Source organism: Thiomonas arsenitoxydans (genome assembly GCF_000253115.1).
In the GTDB taxonomy this organism is placed as follows: Bacteria; Pseudomonadota; Gammaproteobacteria; order Burkholderiales; family Burkholderiaceae_C; genus Thiomonas; species Thiomonas arsenitoxydans.
Genome location: NC_014145.1, coordinates 618302 through 636031 on the forward strand (window position 1 = coordinate 618302; position 17730 = coordinate 636031).

Sequence of the window (17730 nt, forward strand, 5' to 3'; positions counted from 1 at the left end):
GAGCATAGCCAGCGAACAATTGAACACAAAGCCCAAGCCATGACGAGCGCAGTCCTTGAAGACCACCTCGAACAAGCCACGCTTCAGTGGCTCTCCGCGCTCGGCTGGCAAACCGCGCATGGCCCTGACATCTCACCGCCCGACGCCAGGACCGCTGGCACCGAGCGCGACACCTACCGCCAGGTCTGCCTACCCCATCGCCTTGCGGCCACGATTCAGCGCCTGAATCCCAACATCCCGACGAGCGCACGGGACGCGGCTCTGCGCCTAGTCCTCAACCCCAACACCCCCGGCCTCGTCGCCGCCAACCGCCAGTTCCACCGCTGGCTGGTCGAAGGTGTCCCGGTCGAGTACCAGAGGGACGGCGAAACCCGCGGCGACCGCGTCCGGCTCATCGACTTCAGCGACGTTGGCCGAAACGACTGGCTGGCCGTCAACCAGTTCACCGTGCAAGGCCCCAAGCACACCCGCCGCCCCGACCTCGTGCTGTTCCTCAACGGCCTGCCCCTGGTGGTGCTGGAACTCAAGAACCCCGGCGACGAGAACGCCGACATCTGGGGCGCCTTCAACCAGCTCCAGGCCTACAAAGACGACATTCCCGACCTGTTCATCGACAACGAGCTGCTGGTCATCACCGACGGCATCTCCGCCCGCATGGGCTCGCTCACCGCCGACCGGGAACGCTTCATGGCCTGGCGCACCATCGACGGCCACACCACCGACCCGCTCGGGTCCATGCGCGAACTGGAAACCCTGGTCCAAGGTGCCTTCGACCGCCAGACCCTGCTCGACTATCTGCAGCACTTCATCCTGTTCGAGGACGATGGGGGGCTGGTCAAGAAGGTCGCCGGCTACCACCAGTTCCATGCCGTGCGCGCCGTGGTCGACAGCGTGCTCAAGGCCAGCGCCCCTGGCGGCTCGCGCAAGGGCGGGGTGGTGTGGCACACCCAGGGGGCTGGCAAGAGCATCGAGATGACCTGCCTGGCCGGCATGCTCATCGGGCACCCGGAGCTCCAGAACCCCACGGTCTTGATGGTCACCGACCGCAACGACCTGGACAACCAACTGTTCGGCGTGTTCGCCGGCGCCACCGAGCTGCTGCACGAAACCCCGGTGCAGGCCGCCACCCGCCCCAAGCTGCGCGAGCTGCTGGGCAACCGCCCCAGCGGCGGCATCGTCTTCACCACCATCCAGAAGTTCGCACCTGGCGAGGACGAAGACAGCTTCCCGGTGCTGTCCGAGCGCAGCAACATCATCGTCATCTGCGACGAAGCCCACCGCAGCCAGTACGGCTTTGCCGCCAAGCTGCCCGGACAGGACGATGCCACCCGTCGCTACCGCCAGACCGCGGCCGCGCCGCTGAGCGCGCAGGATGCCGGCGCGATTGGGGCCACCACGGCCTTGGTCACAGCGGCCCCGGCCTCCAGCGTGCGCTACGGCTACGCCCAGTACCTGCGCGACGCGTTGCCCAACGCCACCTTCGTCGCCTTCACCGGCACCCCCGTGTCGCTGGAGGACCGCGACACCCGCGCCGTGTTCGGCGACTACGTCCACATCTACGACGTCGAGCAGGCGGTCAAGGACGGCGCCACGGTGCCCATCTATTACGAGTCGCGCCTGGCGAAGCTCGAACTCGCGGAGGAGGACACCACCTGGCTTGATGATGACGTCGACCAATTGACCGAGGACGATGAGGACGACGCCAGCAAGACCAGCAAGCTGCGCCGCTGGGCCGCGCTGGAAAAACTCGTTGGCGCACCGCCCCGGATTCAGAAGGTGGCCGCCGACATCGTCGAACACTTCGAAAACCGCCTTGCCGCCCTGGACGGTAAGGCCATGGTCGTCGGCATGAGCCGCGAGATTTGCGTCCATCTCTACGACGCTCTCGTCGCCCTGCGGCCGGAATGGCACGACCCCGACCCCGACAAAGGCGCCATCAAAATCATCATGACCGGCTCGGCCTCGGACAAGCCGATGCTCAAGCCGCACATCTACACCAAAGAGGTCAAGAAGCGCCTGGAGCGGCGCTACAAGGACCCTGCCGACCCGTTCAAGCTGGTCATCGTGCGCGACATGTGGCTGACCGGCTTCGATGCGCCCTGTCTGCACACGATGTATATCGACAAGCCCATGCGTGGCCACAACCTGATGCAGGCCATCGCCCGGGTCAACCGGGTGTTCAAGGACAAGCCCGGCGGTCTGGTCGTCGACTACATCGGCATTGCCAACGAGCTCAAGGCCGCCCTGAAGGACTACACCCTGGCCCACGGCAAGGGGCGGCCGACCATCGACACCCACGAGGCCCTGCGCTTGCTGCTGGAGAAGATGGAGGTGCTCCACGGCATCCTGCACGGCTGCGACTACGCGGACTTCCGCACCCAAGCCTGGCAACTGCTGCCCAAGGTGGCCAACCATATCCTGGGCCAGGATGACGGCAAGAAGCGCTTCGCCGACGCCGTCCTGTCCGCCACCAAGGCGTTCGCGCTGTGCTGCACGCTTGACGAGGCTCTTGAACACCGGGACGAACTGGCCTTCCTGCAGGCCACCAAGGCTGCCCTGACCAAGCACACCACACAGGACAAGAAGCTCAGCGACGAGCAGAAAGAACACGCGCTGCGGCAGATTCTGAGCAAGGCCGTGGTCAGCGCCGAGGTCGTCGACATCTTCCAGGCGGCCGGGTTGAACAAACCGGATATCGGCATTCTGTCCGAGGAGTTCCTCGACGACGTGCGGCACATGAAGGAGCGCAATCTGGCGGTGGAGCTGCTGGAGCGCCTGCTCAAGGATGACATCAAGACCCGATTCAAGACCAATGTGGTCAAGGCGGCCAAGTACAGCGAATTGCTTCAGGAAAGCCTCAAGCGCTACCGCAACCGCGCCATCGAGACGGCCCAGGTCATCGAGGAACTGATTGCGATGGCCAAGCAGTTCCAGCAGGAGGCCATCAGGGGCGCCGCGCTGGGGCTGAGTCCCGAGGAGCGGGCGTTCTACGACGCGCTGGCCGCCAATGAGTCGGCGGTCAGAGAACTGGGCGACGAGACGCTGAAGAAGATTGCGGTCGAGCTGACGCTGAAACTGCGTAACTCTGTAACCGTCGATTGGTCCGTGCGCGACGCGGTGCGGGCAAGCATTCGGGTGATGGTCAAGACGCTGTTACGGCGTTACAAGTATCCGCCGGACAAGCAGGAGGAGGCAACCGAGACGGTGCTCAAGCAGGCGGAGATGCTGTCGGCGGAATGGGTAGGGTGAGCAAAGTGGCACAACAGCGTCGCGGAGCTTCCGTTCGCAATTGGTCTATCAGAGCATCACGATTCAGTGCGTCAATAAGAGAGCCGATGGCCAGCAGTCGATTGCTGGCCATCGGCTCAAGTGTGAGCAGGTCTTGCCCGTGAAAGAGCGTTTAATCCAACTCGTAGTTTGCCCTGATTTCTAGACGCAAATCTTCAGCATCAAAATCTTGTGACCAATTATTGCCGTCGTCGTCTTCCTGCATCACATCTTGATAACTGTCGATGTGTCGCTGAAATGTCTCTTCATCTCGCGTACAAGCATCAATTTCAGAGCGGGACATATTGCGCCTCAAATTATCTTTGATGCCGTCTGCAAGTCCGGAATAGTCGTCTGCAATTTCGACATCGCCAGCGTCATAAATTTGCGGCTCGCCTGCTTCCTCCGCTTCACGATTCATTGCGCGTACCGCTGCCGTTACTGCGTCACGGCGGTACATATACGTTGAATACAGATAGGCGTTCGCTTCGTCGTCCCAGACGTACACGCTGTATTCTGGCCATTCGCTTCTCGGGTCCTTGAAGCACTCTACATAGGAACGAGGTTGAAATTCTTTCATTGCTTACTCCGAGTTCAGTGGGTAGGTTGCGTAAGCCATCTGACTTACGCCATGGTGTAGGCAGTCAGTTCGGAAATCGCGGCATCCGAGATATCTTGTTTCTGCTGTTGCATGTTGATGTAAATGCCAAGGGCGATGCGCCCTGGCAAGCTCGAGTTCATCCACGGGCGTGGCGTCGAGAGAGTGGGGTTCTGCGCAAATTGCCCCTCCAGAAAGAACGGTCCTTGCATGCTCGAGGGGTTCGATTGCTGCCAGCTTCGAGCGCTTGCCGAGTTCATGGCCTTTCACGGTCGATGCGTTTTATGGAGTGCTAGTGTTTGGCCGCAATTCAGGGGCCGGCGCCGTCAACGGCGGTCAGCTGCCACTATTGGGCGTCGGCGAACGGATGGCGCGGGTTCGGCTTTTTGGGTATGGCCGGCTCAAACCCCGTGGCGGGTGAAGCATCGTCTGCGGTTACTCGCATTTGCAAAAAATTTCCAGCGCATAGTGGGCGTCTGGAACATGTTGCTCAAGGTCTGCCGCCGTGTACGTCTTTCCCTCGAGGTCGAAAGCCACGGTCTTCGCCAGCGAGTCGCGCCAGGAGTTCTCGAAGGGACTGCCTGCGAAGTTTCTTGCCAGACCGCCGTCATCTCGTGTCCCGAGCACGACGATGCCCGGTTCACAGTAGTGGAGGCCATTTCGCCGAAGTCTTTGGTCCGAGACACGGGATGCATGCCCCCCAGCTGAATGACGCGCCTCGCAAAGCGACTTGAATGTTGTCGTCCTGCCACTGATACGAAGTGTTCTCTCCAGCACGTGCCGAACAGCCGAATTGGTGACGACCGATGCGCGCCATGATTTTGGCGATGCTGCAATCGGGACAGCGAAGGATTTCTCCCTGGAAGACCAAGGAGAGTTCAGCCAATTCACTTGCGTTTGGAGCAGGTCTGAAGCACAGCGCTCCAGTTCATCCAAGGTGCCAATGAGAGCGCCTTCGACTTCGGCGTCTCGCCGGCGCTCGAGGTCAAGGCGAACATGCAGAAGCGCGTCTTTGGCGAACAGCGTGGGCCATGCCTTCAGGTCTCCTTTGGCCAGCATTTCCGTCAGCGCGCTCCGGGAAAACAAGCTGAACAGATTGGCCGTTGCATGCATTGCAAACAGATTGGGGCTGCCAAGATGGCGGACTGCGTAAAGGGCGCCGGTCGTTGCGTTCAGCAGTGACGCCGCGTCATAGACGATTCCACTCGCGGGGTCCTTCTTGCCTTGGCTGACGCTTCGCAGCGATTCGTCAAACATTGCGATGTATCGCGCGGCTTGGTTGTTTTTGTTCATGAAAGCGTTCCAGGTTATTTGTTGCGGATGCTTAGGTGTGTGTGTGTGTGTCGAATAGTCGACATGGGGAATCTTTGGCGCATTGCGCCGTGGTAGGGGTCTTGGAGGCGCCCCTTGCCTTCTTCTCTGTCATGGCAGTCGCACCGCGACTGCCATGCGTTGCCGGTCGATGCCTGAGCACAAGTTTTTAAGGAACGCGAGCCACCAACTTGGTGGTCCGTTGCCGGGCGAACCGGCATCACAATCAACGAATATAAATAATACGTCTATTTTCTATGCGTGTCAATAAAGTAGACGTGTGGCACAATGCGCCTATGGCAAACACGCAACACCACACATCCACGCCGTCGGCGCTCGACCCTGCCGGTCATTGGGGCCAAGGCCGCCGGCTCGAATTCATTGACTTTCGCCTGCGCTGGGAGGGGCGCTTGAACCGGTCTGACGTGATGGAGTTCTTCAGCATCTCCACACCGCGGGCTTCCATGGACATCGGGCGGTACCTGGAGCTGGCACCCGGCAATGCCTTCTACGACCGCAGCTCACGCAGCTACTTGGCAGCCAAGGAGTTCAAGCCGCTTTTTCCCGACAACAACCCCGAGCGCTATCTCAACGAGTTGCTGGCACGTGAGGCTGGCGTCGTGCCCAAGGGCCTCAGCTTCATCGGTTGGGTCCCGCCACTGGCCGTGATGCCGCGACCTGGACGCGTCGCACGGGCTGATGTCTTTCTCCAGGTCTTGGATGCCATCCGCGGTCACAAGGCATTGACGGTGGTGTATCAATCAATGAGCACTCCGCGGCCACAGGAGCGCGTCATTGCTCCGCACGCGCTTGCCCATGACGGGATGCGCTGGCACGTCCGTGCCTATTGCGCCCAGCGGGAGAAGTACCTCGACTTCCAGTTGGGGCGCTTTCTCGAGGTGGCTCCAAGCCAACGCCCTGGTACGGATGGGGCTGACGACGCTGCTTGGCATCGCATGGTTCCGCTGGTTCTGGCCCCGCATCCTGAACTGAGCCCCGAGCAGCAACACGCGATTGCCCTGGACTACGGGATGGTGGACGGCTGTACTACCTTGCAGTGCCGCCAATCGATGCTCTTCTACACGCTTCGCTCTCTGCGCTTGCTCAAAGAGGGAGTCGAGTCCCCGCAGGACCAGCAAATCACGCTGAGGAACCGCGCGGCGATTGCGGAGTTCCTCCCCAAGGACGCTGCTAAGAGCTGACGGAACACGGCGCTGCTCGAGGCCGCTTAAGGAGCATTCGCAGTGGGCAAGACCCTGGGCGCATTCGTTGCAAGAGCACGCGTCGAGCTCGCAATGACCGATGCCGCAGGCAAATGGTTGCCAGCACACACGCGGGCTGCAGGAACTCCCGCGCAGGTCTACACGCGGGGCCCCAGTACTCCGCCCGCTCCAGCATCATGCGCTGAACCCTCGGCGCGCTGCGGCTTGGCACGGTTGTGCGGCACTTCTTGCGCCTGACGGTTCCTGTATCACAGTTCGCCCGCGTCATATGGGCCCCTGGTCGCTGTGATAATTCGCCACTTGTCTCCTACGACGACGTGCCGGAGGCTTAGCTCATGACCCTGCGGGCCAGGAGTTTGAAACTCGCCAAGGCAGCCGGAACGGCTTTGCACGCATTGATAGCGAACCGATGACCGACGAATCCCAACTCACCATCCCGCCGTCCTTCATCGCCCTTTACGTGGAGCCAGGCCGCACCAAGCCCCATGCGCCGCGCGACGTCATCACCCAGCGCTACGAGTTCTGCGAAGACCTGGCGACGATGCTGACCGACCGCGCATCGGAAATCAAGTTCGACCTGGGGGTGACCGAGTCGGATGTTCTTGAACGCATCCACCGCGGCTTGGAGGTCGAAGGCTCTGGCCTTGATGCCAAGGAGGCGCGGTGGGTGGTGACGCGCCTGGCGGAGTTGCTGGGGTGGACGGCGTAGGATGTTTGAGAAGGATACGTACGCCTGATGTGCCGATTGGCTTGCGTTCCAGACACCGCATATTTCACACCTGGAACGACGGCGGCCTCAGTTCGGTCGGCCGGCCCTTGCCTTCCAGAAAATACCCAATCTCGACCATGGCCCAGGTGTCCTGTTCGCAGTAGGCCAGCAGGTTGCGACGTAACTCCGCCTTGCGCCTGGGCGTCAGCTCGGCGTCGAAGCAGGACTGCAGGTAGGCAACCTGCGCGCCGGTGCCGTCCTGCACCTCGTCCAGTTCTCCATAGTTCAGGTCAGGGGCGATGACCGGCAGCACCTTCTTGATGGAGAACGACCCCTTCATCGCCGGATGGTAGAAATGCTCCTTGACCACGGGGTGCAGGTCGACCAATCGCGCGGCCAGTCGCTTCAGCCGGTCCTCGAAGGCCGGATGGCGTTTGGCCAGCTCGACGATGCGACCTCGTTCATACGTGGCGTAATACACCAGGATGGGGCCACCGTCCTCCACGTCGATGGCGTGCAGCATCTCCTCGATGCAGGGCTCGGAGGGGTCATGCCCGCTGAGGTCCAGGAAGGCGCGGTGCTCGAACACGCCGGGCGCCCGCTCGATATGGCAAGACCACTGGAACGGCACCTGCTCGTAAGGTCGCAAGCCGACCCACCGCGGCACCGGCAGGTCAATGCCTTCGAAGTCGAAGTAGTAGCGGGGATACGTCAGCCTTTGCATGAAGGTGTTGGCGCCAGGGGCGAGGATAGGGCGCCCGGTGCGGTGGGCCTGCTGGATGCGGCGGTACAACGCCGCCTGTGCACCGACCAGCTCACCGGGACGCGGCTCCAGCAAAGACGTATAGCCCTTGGCGGCGAGCTTGCGCGCCAAGGCCTTCCCAGCCGTATCGGGGAGCAAACTCAGCGGATGTTCGGGGCCGGGCGGCTCCAGCCTTTGGCACAGCGCCGCGTAAGGGCAGGGGTGGGGATGGGTGCATTGATTGCCCATGCGGACGTCGGGCATGTCGCCGTCAACCACATCCCGAGCCTGCCGCAGCCATTGTGGAACAGCACGCATGCGCTGTTGCACCGCATCGGTGACGTCCAGTTGGCGAAACAAGCCGCGGTAGTCGCCGGCGCCTGGATACCGCCATTGGTTGTCCAGCAGATTGAGCTCGGCGCGCGCCAGCGGCAGGCCGGCGCCTTCCAGCACCCAGGCCTGCACGGCGACATCGTCCAAATGATGCTCGTCCGGCGAACTCGGGGTGGCCTTGTCCGGCTTCAGCGGAAACGTGGAGGCCTTGGTCTCGCGCAGGACATAGCCCGCCGCCTCCGGCAGCAAGGCATCGGCGCGGGCATACAAGCCGTCGCGCACCATGGGCATTTCGACGGCGGGCAGCATGGCGGCGGCGGTCAGTTCGGCCAACGCGGTCGCAGCATCGCTTGCCGGGTCTCCGGAGGTGTTCGGCCAGAGGTACTCCCCGACATCCCGACGCGCATACTCGCCGACGAGACGGCCGTCGAGGGTGCGGCGGTCGACGGGGACGGACGCAGAAGTTTGCGGCTCGGGCGGATGGTGATGCAGCCACAGCATCCGCGGGCATTGGCGCCAGGCCATCAGGTCGGATTTGGTCAGCACCGAAGCTCCCCCTTGTCAATCCGTGTCGGGCGGAACGGCGTGTTCCGGTCAACAGCATTGTGCCGAGCTGGAGCCTTGCGTCGCAAGCAGCGCCAGGGCTTGTTGTGTCGGAGGGACATCGGCGGTTCTGCAGGGCGCGTGCGTTCCCATAAAAAAGAGGCGCGTTTGGTGCAGCGTTACGTCGTTACGGGGCACCGCATCACAACGCGATTCAAGACCACCGCCGCGCTTTACGGAAGCGCGCCCGCAAGCGCGGCCAAACAAATCCCGCCAAAGCGTGAATTTTTCACGCGCCGCTATCTGGGTTTTGGTAAGCGGTGGCTTTTCGCTGCTGAGCTGTTCCTCGAGCGCATCTCCTAGGCTCTTACGCGTCGTTCCGGAAAAGCGATGACGTTCGACCGAGGTGGCGTGGGCATTGCCGTGGCGGCAATGAAGTTCACCGACAAGGTGGACGCGTCCCCGTTTGACACGAGCTCCGCCATCGTGACATTCGCCTTTTCGGCAAGCCGTTCACGGCCCTTATGCGTGTAGTGCGCACCCTCGGTAGCGAACGCGGCATCGAGTCGCAGCGCCATCTTGGATGCGCAAAGGTGGGCATACCGTGTGAGCATTCGAAGGTCACGATGACCGGAGAAGGCCTGTAGGTCGACCAGATTGAATTGACCCGTGTCGGCGACGCGGCTGATGCCCTCGTGCCGCAAGTCGTGGATATGAAGCCCTTCAATGTGCGCATGGTTCAGGATGTAAGCCCAGGCGTCACGCACCTTGTCCACGCTCATGGGGAACACCCGTTCGTCATGGCGAGGAAGGGCGTCGAGCATCGCCACGAGTTCAGCGCGCAGCGGCAAGGTGCGCGCCAAGCCATTCTTGGTCTCGGGCAAGAACGCGGTTTGCTTGACCAAATCCACATGGGCCCATGTCAATCCGAGGGTCTCGCCCCGCCGCGCAGCGGTCATCAGCTGGAATGCAACGAAAGCCTGCATCATGGTGCCGGGTTGCGCTTGAGCCTGCGCTACCGGGCGCAATTCCTTGCGCAGTCGCGCCTCGATGCGCTTCTTTTGCGAGAGGCTGCGGTACTGCTCGGGGACCTCGGGATGGCTTGCCAGCAGTTGTTCGACGGTCGCATCGACGGCGCGTTCGAGGTCCCAGGCCCGTGCACCGGCAAAAATGCGCTCTTCTTCACCGTCAGCGAGTCGGCGGTTACGCTCGTTGCGGTAGCGTGGTCGTTGGACACCTCTGATGGGTGAGTCGGCCAGAGGGTATTTCGTAAGCGTGCAGGGAACCCCTCTTGACACCCGAAGTGAAGGTCAGGTGCTGAGTGCAGGGGGATTGGTTTTCGCCCAGTTGTGGGGCAGCAATTCGCCCAGACGGCTGTTGGGCCAGGTGGGCAGCTTCGTCAGCACGTCCTTGAGATAGGCCCAGGGGTCGACCTCGCAGAGCTTGGCCGATTCGATCAGCGTCATGAGCACGGCGGCTCGGCGGCCGGCCTGGGGCGAGCCCACGAAGAGCCAGTTTCGGCGCCCGAGTGCGAGAGGCCGAATGGCGTTTTCCACCGCGTTGTTATCGATCGGCACGCGCCCATCGGTGGCAAACACACACAACGCCCGCCAGCGGCCCAGCGCATAGTCGATGGCCCGCGCCGTGGCGTCGGCCTTGGCCAGAAGCGGGCGTTGCTCGATCAGCCAGGCGTGCAAGGCCTCGAGCAGGGGTTGGCTTTGGCGCTGGCGCAGCGCGGTGCGCGCATCGGGCGGATGCTCCCGAAGGGTCTGCTCAATGGCATACAAGGCTTTGATGCGCTCAAGCGCCTCCTGCGCGATGGCGCTGCCCGCCAGCTTGTGCGCCTCGAAGAACTTTCTGCGTACATGCGCCCAGCACCCCGCCTCCACAATGCTCCCCTGGGCATACAGCGCCTTGTAGCCGCTGAAGTCATCGGTGAGCAAGGTGCCTGACCAATCCTGCAGGAAGTCGCGCGCATGCGCACCGGCACGACTGGCGCAATAGTCAAACACCACCGCCGGCGTAGCCGCGCTGCGGTAGACCCAGACATAAGCGCGGTGTGTCTTGCCCGTGCCCGGCGCCAGCTCGGCTACCGGGGTCTCATCGGCATGCAGCACGGGTTGCTCCAGCAGATGGTCTTTGAGGGCCTGGGCCAGCGGTTCCAGGCGCACCCCGCACAGGCCCACCCACTGCGCCAGGCTCGAGCGCGGGAGGTGCACGCCGCTGCGGCGGTAAATCTCCTCCTGGCGGTACAGCGGCAGGTGATCGTCGTGCTTGGCCAGCACCACCTGCGCCAGCAGGCCGGGGGCGGGAATGCCTTTGTCAATGAGTTGCGCTGGCAGGGGTGCAGCCAACACCGTCTGGCAGCAGGCGCAGGCATACTTGCCGCGGATGTGCCGGTGCACGAAGAAACGCGTGGGCTCGCAGTCGAGTTGCTCGCTGATCTCCTCCCCGATACGGCGCAGGGTGTGGCCCTGCGGGCACAGGCCGGAGTCGATCTCGTAGCGATGCTCGATGCGCGGCAACTGGCTGGGCAGGGGCTGGCGTTTGGGGCGACGTTTGCCTGGGGCGGTGCGCTCCGCATCGGCGGCGCGGTCCTCGGCCTGTTCCTCGGCTTGCAGCAGCGCCTGCGTCTTGGCGTCGAAGAGCTGGCCTTGCGTGTCCAGGCTCTCGCTGGACTGGCCGAAGCGCCATTGCTTGAGGCGCGCCAGCTCGAAGCTCAGGGCCGCAATCTTGGTCGATTGAAATTTGAGCTCGGCACGCTGGTGCGCGATCTGTGCACCGAACTGCGCAATGACCGTGCGCGCGTACTGCGCCGCCGGATCGTCGCCCAGGGACTGGAGTTTGTCGTCGTCGATGGCGCTGACCATGCCGAATTCTCTCGCGCGCACGCGCGCGCGAGAATCGGGAGTTGCCCCGATCGACAAACGTCCGGGGGACTACACCACGGCAATGGCGCTGGCGGTGGCGTGCGCGGTCATGCGCTGCCACGGCAGCCCGGCGGCCAGCCAACTCCATTGCTCGGCACTCAGGTGCAGCGCCTCACGGTCCTCCTGCGGCCAGGCAAACCGGCCTTCTTGCAGTCGGCGCGTGCACAGCCAGATCCCCGAGCCATCAAAGACGAGCACCTTCAGCCGGGTGGCGCGGCGGTTGGCAAACACGTAGGCATGGTGGCGCTGGGCCGAGCCAAACCGGGCCACAACCTGGCCCAGCAGGCTATCCATGCCGCCGCGCAGATCGCTGGCGCCCACGGCCAGCCAGATGGCCTCAATGCGCAGCATGGCTTATCCCAGCCAGGCCTGCAGCCACTGCGCGCACTCGGCTGCGTGGGCCACGGGCCAGTCAATCTGGGCGCGGCGCTGGGCCCCCTCGCAGGTGATGCGGGCGTGTCCGGGATGGGGGCTTCCCTCCGCAGCCGCAGCGGGGGACGGGTTGCAGTGGGCGCGCACGAAGGCGCTGCGCCGAGGCGGCAGGGCCAGACCCGCGCGTTGGGCGCGCCAGCGCGGCGCGCTCGACAGCCAGCCGCGCAGTTGCCCGTAGCCCAGCCCCTTGCTTTGCGCAAACGCTTCGGCCTTCATCCCGCTGGCTTTGAGTTCATCGAGGATCGCCAGAATCTCATCAATCCGCTCTTCACTGAGTTTGTCTGATCGCATGGAGCCCCCGAAAAAACCCAAGCTTCGCTCAGCTCAGACTCATTGAAAAGATGGGTTCGGCAAACGCTTACGGTATTTCCAAACGTCGAGGATGAACGTGAACAAGGCGCTGAAGATGTCGACTTCACGGTCGACCGTGGCCGGTTCGCTGTCCTGCAGACGCTCCTCAATAAAGTCGTTGAGGTCATCGGTCGTGACCTCGGGCAGAGGTTTGTGCAGCCATTCCAGGCTGCCATAGGTTGTCCGCATCTGAAAGCTGCCGGGGTGCACCCTACGACCATGGGCCTTTTGCCAGTCCTTGAACTCTTCGACCAGCGCCTTTCCGTGCGGGCCGCTGTCCATGAGCATGGCCTCAAGCTTGTAGGTGAGCATGTCGGCGGACTTGAGCTTGGGCACCTTCTCCTTCAAGTACCGAACCATGAGTTGCGCGACCGTGACCTTGTGGGAGCGTGCGTAGTCGACGTACAGACCTCGTCCGCGCTCCTCCTCGATTTTGCGGATGAGCTTTTCGGCTGTCTCGACCGACGGCAGGGTGAAGGTTTGTGGCGCGCGGCCTTTCTGCCGTACCCGCACCAGGATGGTGTCTTCGAGCTGGGTCACGGCAGGTTTGAATCCCTGCGCCCGCAGCTCGGCCATGTGGCTGGCCACGCGCGCTGGTGCGTTGAAGGGGAACTCCCGCGTGAGGTCCTCGCGATTTCTGACTGTGACGCGAAAACGGGAGCGGTTTTCCAGGGTTGCCATGCGTGTCTCCAAAACGAAGTGGGGACACCGTGAAGCAACCAGGTTTATGCGCCGCGCAAGGTCGGCGACGCATGGCCCTCAAGCCGTTTGGCGTGCGTCGCACGCCGGACTTTGAGGCAATCTGTGGCACAGAATTGCCACAGATTTCAATTCGCGGGATTTTTTCTTTCCGGAAAATCTTCGCAATTTATTGATTTTGCAAAGATTTTTGGTCGGGGTGAGAGGATTCGAACCTCCGGCCTCTACGTCCCGAACGTAGCGCTCTACCAGGCTAAGCTACACCCCGATCTTTAGTGGTACGCGCGGTTTGGATCATCTCGCCGCTCAGGTATTGTTGCCCGTGCTGTTGTCCGAGAAATCAGACCGTGCGTCCTAAAGAGTAAGCGCATAAGTCTAGCAGAGCCTGCCGGGCAGGGCTAGGTGCTAGGGGGGAAAGCGCGCACTCGGCAACGCGGATCTCGCCCTGCGCGGCCTTGCGCACGGCCTGCATGGCGCCGCAAGCGTGCACGATGTCCATCACGTCGTCGAGTGCGCTGGTGTCGCCTTGGCGGATGGCATTTTCGATCAGAGTGCGCTGCGCGGCAGTGCCCTGTCGCATGGCGATGATCAGCGGCAGGGTGGGTTTGCCTTCGCGCAGGTCGTCGCCAATGTTCTTGCCCAGTTCTGCGGAGTTCCCGCTGTAATCGAGCAGATCGTCAATCAACTGGAATGCGGTGCCGAAGCTACGTCCCGCCAGGGCCATCTCTTCCTGCGTGTTCGCATCGGCATCGGCGAGTACGGCGCCGATTCGGGCTGCGGCCTCGAAAAGTTTCGCGGTTTTGAAGCGGATGACTTGGAGATACCGTTGCTCATCGACTTCCGGGTCGTGCATGTTGAGCAATTGCAACACTTCGCCTTCGGCGATGACATTGGTGGCGTCGGCCAGGATGTCGAGGATGCGCATGCTCCCCACGGACACCATCATCTGAAATGCCCGTGAGTACAGAAAATCGCCGACTAGCACGCTGGCCGAGTTCCCGAAGAGGGCGTTGGAGGTTTCGCGCCCGCGTCGCATGGATGACTCGTCCACCACGTCGTCATGAAGGAGGGTGGCGGTATGGATCAGTTCCACCACAGCGGCCATGATGTGCTGTTGCGGCCCGCGAAACCCCAGTGCCTGGGAGACGAGCAGCAGCAAGGCGGGACGCAGTCGCTTGCCTCCGCCCGCAACGATGTAGCCGCCGATGGTGTTGATCAGAGCTACTTCGGAGGCGAGGTGGGTGTGAATGGCCCGGTCGACGCGCTCCATGTCTTCGGTGATCGGCGCAAAGACGGAATGAATCGTCGGTGCTTGCGCCATGTCTGGCGTTTGTGTTGAGGAAGGCGACATGGAAGAGTCGGTTGCGAATCAGATGCGGGTTGACAATATTTGATCTTTAAGGAGAGGTTCATGAACACCTTCCTACAGGCCGCCATTCTAAGAAGGTGCGGTGGCAGGGAGGGAGGTCGAACCTGAGGACATAGTGCGTGGACGACGATGTCTGAGCATAACTGGTGAAAGACTTAAGCCGTGCTAGAATTGCGAGCTTTTTCCGGGCGAACCGCCAAGCCTTCTATTTTCTGAGGAAGCTTGCGGAGTGGTCTGGTTGTCCGTGCGGGGCCGATAAGAGAGGCCGTTTGCACGATTTCCAAGAGGTGAACTTATGTATGCGGTCATAAAAACCGGCGGCAAGCAGTACCGTGTTGCAGCTGGCGAAAAAATCAAGGTAGAACAGATGCCGGCAGACGTAGGTCAGGATATTGTGTTGGAAGAGGTGCTCGCCGTGGTCAACGGTGAAGACGCCAAGTTCGGCACTCCCCTGGTCGACGGTGCAAAGGTGACGGCCAAGGTGCTGTCGCACGGGCGGCACGACAAGGTGCGCATTTTCAAAATGCGTCGCCGCAAGCACTATCAGAAGCATCAGGGGCATCGGCAGAATTACACCGAGCTTCAGATTGAAACGATCTCGGCCTAAGGAGATTCAGACATGGCACAGAAAAAAGGCGGCGGCTCAACCCGCAACGGGCGCGACTCAGAAGCCAAACGACTCGGCGTGAAGGTGTATGGCGGCCAGGGCATCTCGGCCGGCGGCATCATCGTGCGTCAGCGTGGCACCAAGTTCCACCCCGGACACAATGTCGGCATCGGCAAAGACCACACCTTGTTTGCGCTGGTCGATGGCCGCGTTGAATTTGAAGTGAAGAGCGCGTTCAATCGGCAGACCGTGACGGTTGTAGCCAACTGACGTGTGAGACTCGGCCGCTGTTAGGCCGGGTTGGGGCAATGCCCCATCAACGCCCCGGCGTGGTGACACAAGGCACACAGCGTGTGTGCCGGGTTCGCCAGCCGGGGTTTTCTGTTTTTTCAGCGAAGCGAGCCCACCGTGAAATTTGTCGATGAAGTCGTGATCGAGGCGCACGCCGGAAACGGCGGCAACGGCTGCGTGTCGTTTCGCCGTGAGAAATTCATTCCCTTTGGCGGGCCGAATGGCGGTGACGGCGGGCGCGGCGGACATGTCATCGCTCGCGCAGATGTCAATCTGAACACGCTGGTGGACTTTCGGTTTTCCAAGCTGCATCGCGGACGCAACGGCGAGCACGGGCGCGGCGCGGATCAGTACGGCGCCGGTGGCGACGACAAGGTGCTGCGCATGCCGGTTGGCACGCTGATCTTTGATGCCGAAACGGATGAGCTCATCGCCGATCTGGTGCAGGACGGCCAGGAGATCATCATCGCCCGCGGCGGGCAAGGCGGCTTGGGCAATCTGCACTTCAAATCCAGCGTGAATCGCGCGCCGCGCGAATCGACCAAGGGACAAGAGGGCGAGCATCGCAAGCTGCGTCTCGAACTCAAGGTGCTGGCCGATGTGGGGCTGCTGGGCATGCCCAACGCGGGAAAGAGCACCTTGATTTCCGCCGTGTCCAATGCCCGTCCCAAGATTGCCGACTATCCGTTCACCACGCTGTATCCCAATCTCGGCGTGGTGCGTCTGGGGCCTGGCCGGAGCTTCGTCATTGCCGACATTCCCGGGCTGATCGAGGGCGCGGCGGAAGGCCAGGGGCTGGGCCATCAGTTTCTGCGGCATTTGCAGCGCACCAAACTGCTGCTGCACATCGTGGACATGGCGCCGATTGAAGAGGGCGCAGATCCCGTCAAGGATGTTCGCGCCATCGTGGCCGAGCTGAAAAAATACGACGCCGACCTAGCCGCCAAGCCCCGTTGGCTGGTACTCAACAAACTCGATCTGCTGCCCGAAGACGAGCGCGATGCAGCGGTGAAAAACCTGCTTCGCCGTCTGCGTTACAAAGGCCCGGTGTTCCCGATCTCGGCACTGGCACGCGAGGGCCTTGACCCACTGCTGCACGCGATTGCCGAACATATCGGCCAAAGCAAACCGGTAGAAACCGTCGAACTCGATCCCCGCTTCCGTGACGATGTCAGCCCCTGAAATGCAGCCTTCCAGCTCTGTCGTGCAGTCGGCGCGGCGCGTCATCATCAAGGCCGGTTCCAGTCTGGTCACCAATGAAGGGCGTGGCGTCGATCTCGATGCCGTGTCCCGCTGGGCGGGGCAGATCGCCGGCCTGCGCTCGGCAGGCAAGGACGTCATTCTGGTCTCCAGCGGCGCCATCGCAGAAGGGATGCGTCGCTTGGGCTGGTCGCAACGTCCGCGCGAGATGCACCAGTTGCAGGCGGCTGCGGCCGTCGGCCAGATGGGCTTGGCGCAAGCTTACGAAACGGCCTTCCGGGAGCGCGGCATGGTCGCCGCGCAGGTGTTGTTGACCCATGCCGACCTGGCGGATCGCCAGCGCTATCTCAACGCCCGCACGACCTTGCTGACCTTGTTGGAGCAGGGTGTCGTGCCGGTCATCAACGAAAACGACACCGTGGTCACCGACGAGATCAAGTTTGGTGACAACGACACCTTGGGTGCGCTGGTCACCAATCTGGTGGAAGGCGATGTGCTGATCATCCTCACTGACCAATCGGGCCTGTACAGCGCGGACCCGCGCAAACATGCCGACGCCACGCTGATCGCCCAAGCCGACGCCGAGGACGCCACGCTGCAGGCCATGGCCGGCGGTGCTGGAACGGGAATCGGCACCGGCGGGATGGCGACCAAGGTCACGGCAGCGCGGCGTGCGGCGCGCAGTGGCGCGCATACCGTGATTGCCAGCGGACGCGAGCCCGATGTGCTGCTCCGCTTGGCGCGGGGCGAGATCGTTGGCACTCAGCTACTGGCTGGTCACGCCAAGCTTGCCGCGCGCAAACAGTGGATGGCCGATCATTTGCAACTGCGCGGCTGGGTCAGGGTGGATGAAGGCGCAGCCCGGCGTTTGCGCGCACAAGGGGCCAGCTTGCTGCCGGTTGGCGTGGTGGAGGTACAGGGCGACTTCGATCGAGGTGACGTCATCGCCGTGCGCGATGCAAGCGGAGCGGAAGTGGCGCGGGGCCTGAGTAATTACGCGGCTTCACAGGCCCGGCGCATCATGCGCCACCCGTCTGCCGACATCGAGGCCATACTCGGTTTCAGCGAGGAGCCCGAGCTGATTCACCGGGACAATATGGTTTTCCTGTAGGACGCAGCGGTAGA

General features: G+C 62.4%; 18 protein-coding genes and 1 tRNA gene. 8 read left to right on the forward strand and 11 right to left on the reverse strand.

Features of this window, described 5'->3' with window-relative positions:
* Positions 1 to 39: 39 nt before the first annotated feature.
* Positions 40 to 3249 carry a type I restriction endonuclease subunit R gene (locus THI_RS02830; protein ID WP_013104718.1) on the forward strand — a complete coding sequence of 1070 codons (3210 nt, stop codon included), beginning with the start codon at positions 40 to 42 and terminating at the stop codon, positions 3247 to 3249.
* 151 nt (positions 3250 to 3400) lie between these two features.
* Here THI_RS02830 and THI_RS18330 read toward each other — a convergent pair whose 3' ends face one another.
* The 3 genes from THI_RS18330 to THI_RS02840 all read right to left on the reverse strand — a co-directional run bounded on the left by THI_RS18330 (position 3401) and on the right by THI_RS02840 (position 5158).
* Positions 3401 to 3847 carry a hypothetical protein gene (locus THI_RS18330; protein ID WP_013104719.1) on the reverse strand — a complete coding sequence of 149 codons (447 nt, stop codon included), beginning with the start codon at positions 3845 to 3847 and terminating at the stop codon, positions 3401 to 3403.
* A gap of 44 nt (positions 3848 to 3891) precedes the next feature.
* A complete protein-coding gene (locus THI_RS18335) occupies positions 3892 to 4077 on the reverse strand; it encodes a hypothetical protein (protein ID WP_141130496.1) in 186 nt (61 codons plus the stop codon).
* Positions 4078 to 4300: 223 nt separating this feature from the next.
* The gene (locus THI_RS02840) at positions 4301 to 5158 is read right to left on the reverse strand and encodes a hypothetical protein (RefSeq protein ID WP_013104721.1); all 858 of its coding nucleotides are present in this window, start codon (positions 5156 to 5158) and stop codon (positions 4301 to 4303) included.
* 314 nt (positions 5159 to 5472) lie between these two features.
* On the opposite strand from THI_RS02840, the gene THI_RS02845 reads away from it, so the two are divergent.
* Positions 5473 to 6378, forward strand: a complete 906-nt coding sequence (locus tag THI_RS02845; protein WP_041609122.1) for a WYL domain-containing protein — start codon at positions 5473 to 5475, stop codon at positions 6376 to 6378.
* 430 nt (positions 6379 to 6808) lie between these two features.
* Positions 6809 to 7108, forward strand: a complete 300-nt coding sequence (locus tag THI_RS02850) for a hypothetical protein (RefSeq protein WP_013104724.1) — start codon at positions 6809 to 6811, stop codon at positions 7106 to 7108.
* A 64-nt stretch (positions 7109 to 7172) separates the two neighbouring features.
* Here the strand turns inward: THI_RS02850 and THI_RS02855 are convergent, their stop codons facing one another.
* The gene (locus THI_RS02855; RefSeq protein WP_013104725.1) at positions 7173 to 8729 is read right to left on the reverse strand and encodes a DUF2779 domain-containing protein; all 1557 of its coding nucleotides are present in this window, start codon (positions 8727 to 8729) and stop codon (positions 7173 to 7175) included.
* 75 nt (positions 8730 to 8804) lie between these two features.
* Here THI_RS02855 and THI_RS02860 point away from each other — a divergent pair, with 75 nt between their 5' ends.
* Entirely contained in the window at positions 8805 to 9089 is a 285-nt protein-coding gene (locus tag THI_RS02860) for a hypothetical protein (RefSeq protein WP_141130497.1), read from the forward strand.
* On the opposite strand, the gene THI_RS02865 is transcribed toward THI_RS02860, so the two are convergent.
* The 7 genes from THI_RS02865 to THI_RS02895 all read right to left on the reverse strand — a co-directional run bounded on the left by THI_RS02865 (position 9086) and on the right by THI_RS02895 (position 14489).
* Entirely contained in the window at positions 9086 to 10024 is a 939-nt protein-coding gene (locus THI_RS02865) for a site-specific integrase (protein WP_157096594.1), read from the reverse strand. The genes THI_RS02860 and THI_RS02865 overlap by 4 nt on opposite strands.
* A gap of 12 nt (positions 10025 to 10036) precedes the next feature.
* Positions 10037 to 11596, reverse strand: coding sequence for an IS66-like element ISThsp3 family transposase (locus THI_RS02870; RefSeq protein WP_013104726.1), 1560 nt, complete (start codon positions 11594 to 11596; stop codon positions 10037 to 10039).
* 69 nt (positions 11597 to 11665) lie between these two features.
* Positions 11666 to 12007 (reverse strand): IS66 family insertion sequence element accessory protein TnpB, encoded by a 342-nt coding sequence (tnpB, locus tag THI_RS02875; RefSeq protein WP_013104727.1) that lies wholly within the window; start codon positions 12005 to 12007, stop codon positions 11666 to 11668.
* Positions 12008 to 12010: 3 nt separating this feature from the next.
* Positions 12011 to 12379: a hypothetical protein gene (locus THI_RS02880; RefSeq protein WP_013104728.1), complete on the reverse strand. Its 369-nt coding sequence runs from the start codon at positions 12377 to 12379 to the stop codon at positions 12011 to 12013.
* A gap of 39 nt (positions 12380 to 12418) precedes the next feature.
* Positions 12419 to 13120 (reverse strand): hypothetical protein, encoded by a 702-nt coding sequence (locus THI_RS02885; RefSeq protein ID WP_157096597.1) that lies wholly within the window; start codon positions 13118 to 13120, stop codon positions 12419 to 12421.
* 209 nt (positions 13121 to 13329) lie between these two features.
* Positions 13330 to 13406: transfer RNA gene (locus THI_RS02890), tRNA-Pro, on the reverse strand.
* 72 nt (positions 13407 to 13478) lie between these two features.
* Complete coding sequence (locus tag THI_RS02895; RefSeq protein WP_013104729.1) at positions 13479 to 14489, reverse strand: polyprenyl synthetase family protein; 1011 nt, start codon at positions 14487 to 14489, stop codon at positions 13479 to 13481.
* A 313-nt stretch (positions 14490 to 14802) separates the two neighbouring features.
* Here THI_RS02895 and rplU point away from each other — a divergent pair, with 313 nt between their 5' ends.
* From rplU to proB, 4 genes are all read left to right on the forward strand, one after another.
* Entirely contained in the window at positions 14803 to 15114 is a 312-nt protein-coding gene (gene rplU / locus THI_RS02900; RefSeq protein ID WP_013104730.1) for a 50S ribosomal protein L21, read from the forward strand.
* 12 nt (positions 15115 to 15126) lie between these two features.
* Positions 15127 to 15384 (forward strand): 50S ribosomal protein L27, encoded by a 258-nt coding sequence (gene rpmA / locus THI_RS02905; RefSeq protein WP_013104731.1) that lies wholly within the window; start codon positions 15127 to 15129, stop codon positions 15382 to 15384.
* A gap of 138 nt (positions 15385 to 15522) precedes the next feature.
* Positions 15523 to 16587, forward strand: a complete 1065-nt coding sequence (gene cgtA, locus THI_RS02910; protein WP_013104732.1) for an Obg family GTPase CgtA — start codon at positions 15523 to 15525, stop codon at positions 16585 to 16587.
* 1 nt (position 16588) lies between these two features.
* Entirely contained in the window at positions 16589 to 17716 is a 1128-nt protein-coding gene (gene proB, locus THI_RS02915) for a glutamate 5-kinase (protein WP_013104733.1), read from the forward strand.
* Positions 17717 to 17730 lie beyond the last annotated feature (14 nt).

Excerpts from the sequence above, each read along its gene's own strand:
- THI_RS02885 (WP_157096597.1), bottom strand. The coding sequence starts at position 13,120 with ATGGCAACCCTGGAAAACCGCTCCCGTTTTCGCGTCACAGTCAGAAAT.
- tnpB (WP_013104727.1), bottom strand. The coding sequence starts at position 12,007 with ATGCTGCGCATTGAGGCCATCTGGCTGGCCGTGGGCGCCAGCGATCTG.
- THI_RS02850 (WP_013104724.1), top strand. The coding sequence starts at position 6,809 with ATGACCGACGAATCCCAACTCACCATCCCGCCGTCCTTCATCGCCCTT.
- THI_RS18330 (WP_013104719.1), bottom strand. The coding sequence starts at position 3,847 with ATGAAAGAATTTCAACCTCGTTCCTATGTAGAGTGCTTCAAGGACCCG.
- THI_RS18335 (WP_141130496.1), bottom strand. The coding sequence starts at position 4,077 with ATGCAAGGACCGTTCTTTCTGGAGGGGCAATTTGCGCAGAACCCCACT.
- proB (WP_013104733.1), top strand. The coding sequence starts at position 16,589 with ATGCAGCCTTCCAGCTCTGTCGTGCAGTCGGCGCGGCGCGTCATCATC.
- THI_RS02840 (WP_013104721.1), bottom strand. The coding sequence starts at position 5,158 with ATGAACAAAAACAACCAAGCCGCGCGATACATCGCAATGTTTGACGAA.
- rplU (WP_013104730.1), top strand. The coding sequence starts at position 14,803 with ATGTATGCGGTCATAAAAACCGGCGGCAAGCAGTACCGTGTTGCAGCT.
- THI_RS02845 (WP_041609122.1), top strand. The coding sequence starts at position 5,473 with ATGGCAAACACGCAACACCACACATCCACGCCGTCGGCGCTCGACCCT.
- THI_RS02880 (WP_013104728.1), bottom strand. The coding sequence starts at position 12,379 with ATGCGATCAGACAAACTCAGTGAAGAGCGGATTGATGAGATTCTGGCG.
- rpmA (WP_013104731.1), top strand. The coding sequence starts at position 15,127 with ATGGCACAGAAAAAAGGCGGCGGCTCAACCCGCAACGGGCGCGACTCA.
- THI_RS02830 (WP_013104718.1), top strand. The coding sequence starts at position 40 with ATGACGAGCGCAGTCCTTGAAGACCACCTCGAACAAGCCACGCTTCAG.
- THI_RS02895 (WP_013104729.1), bottom strand. The coding sequence starts at position 14,489 with ATGTCGCCTTCCTCAACACAAACGCCAGACATGGCGCAAGCACCGACG.
- THI_RS02870 (WP_013104726.1), bottom strand. The coding sequence starts at position 11,596 with ATGGTCAGCGCCATCGACGACGACAAACTCCAGTCCCTGGGCGACGAT.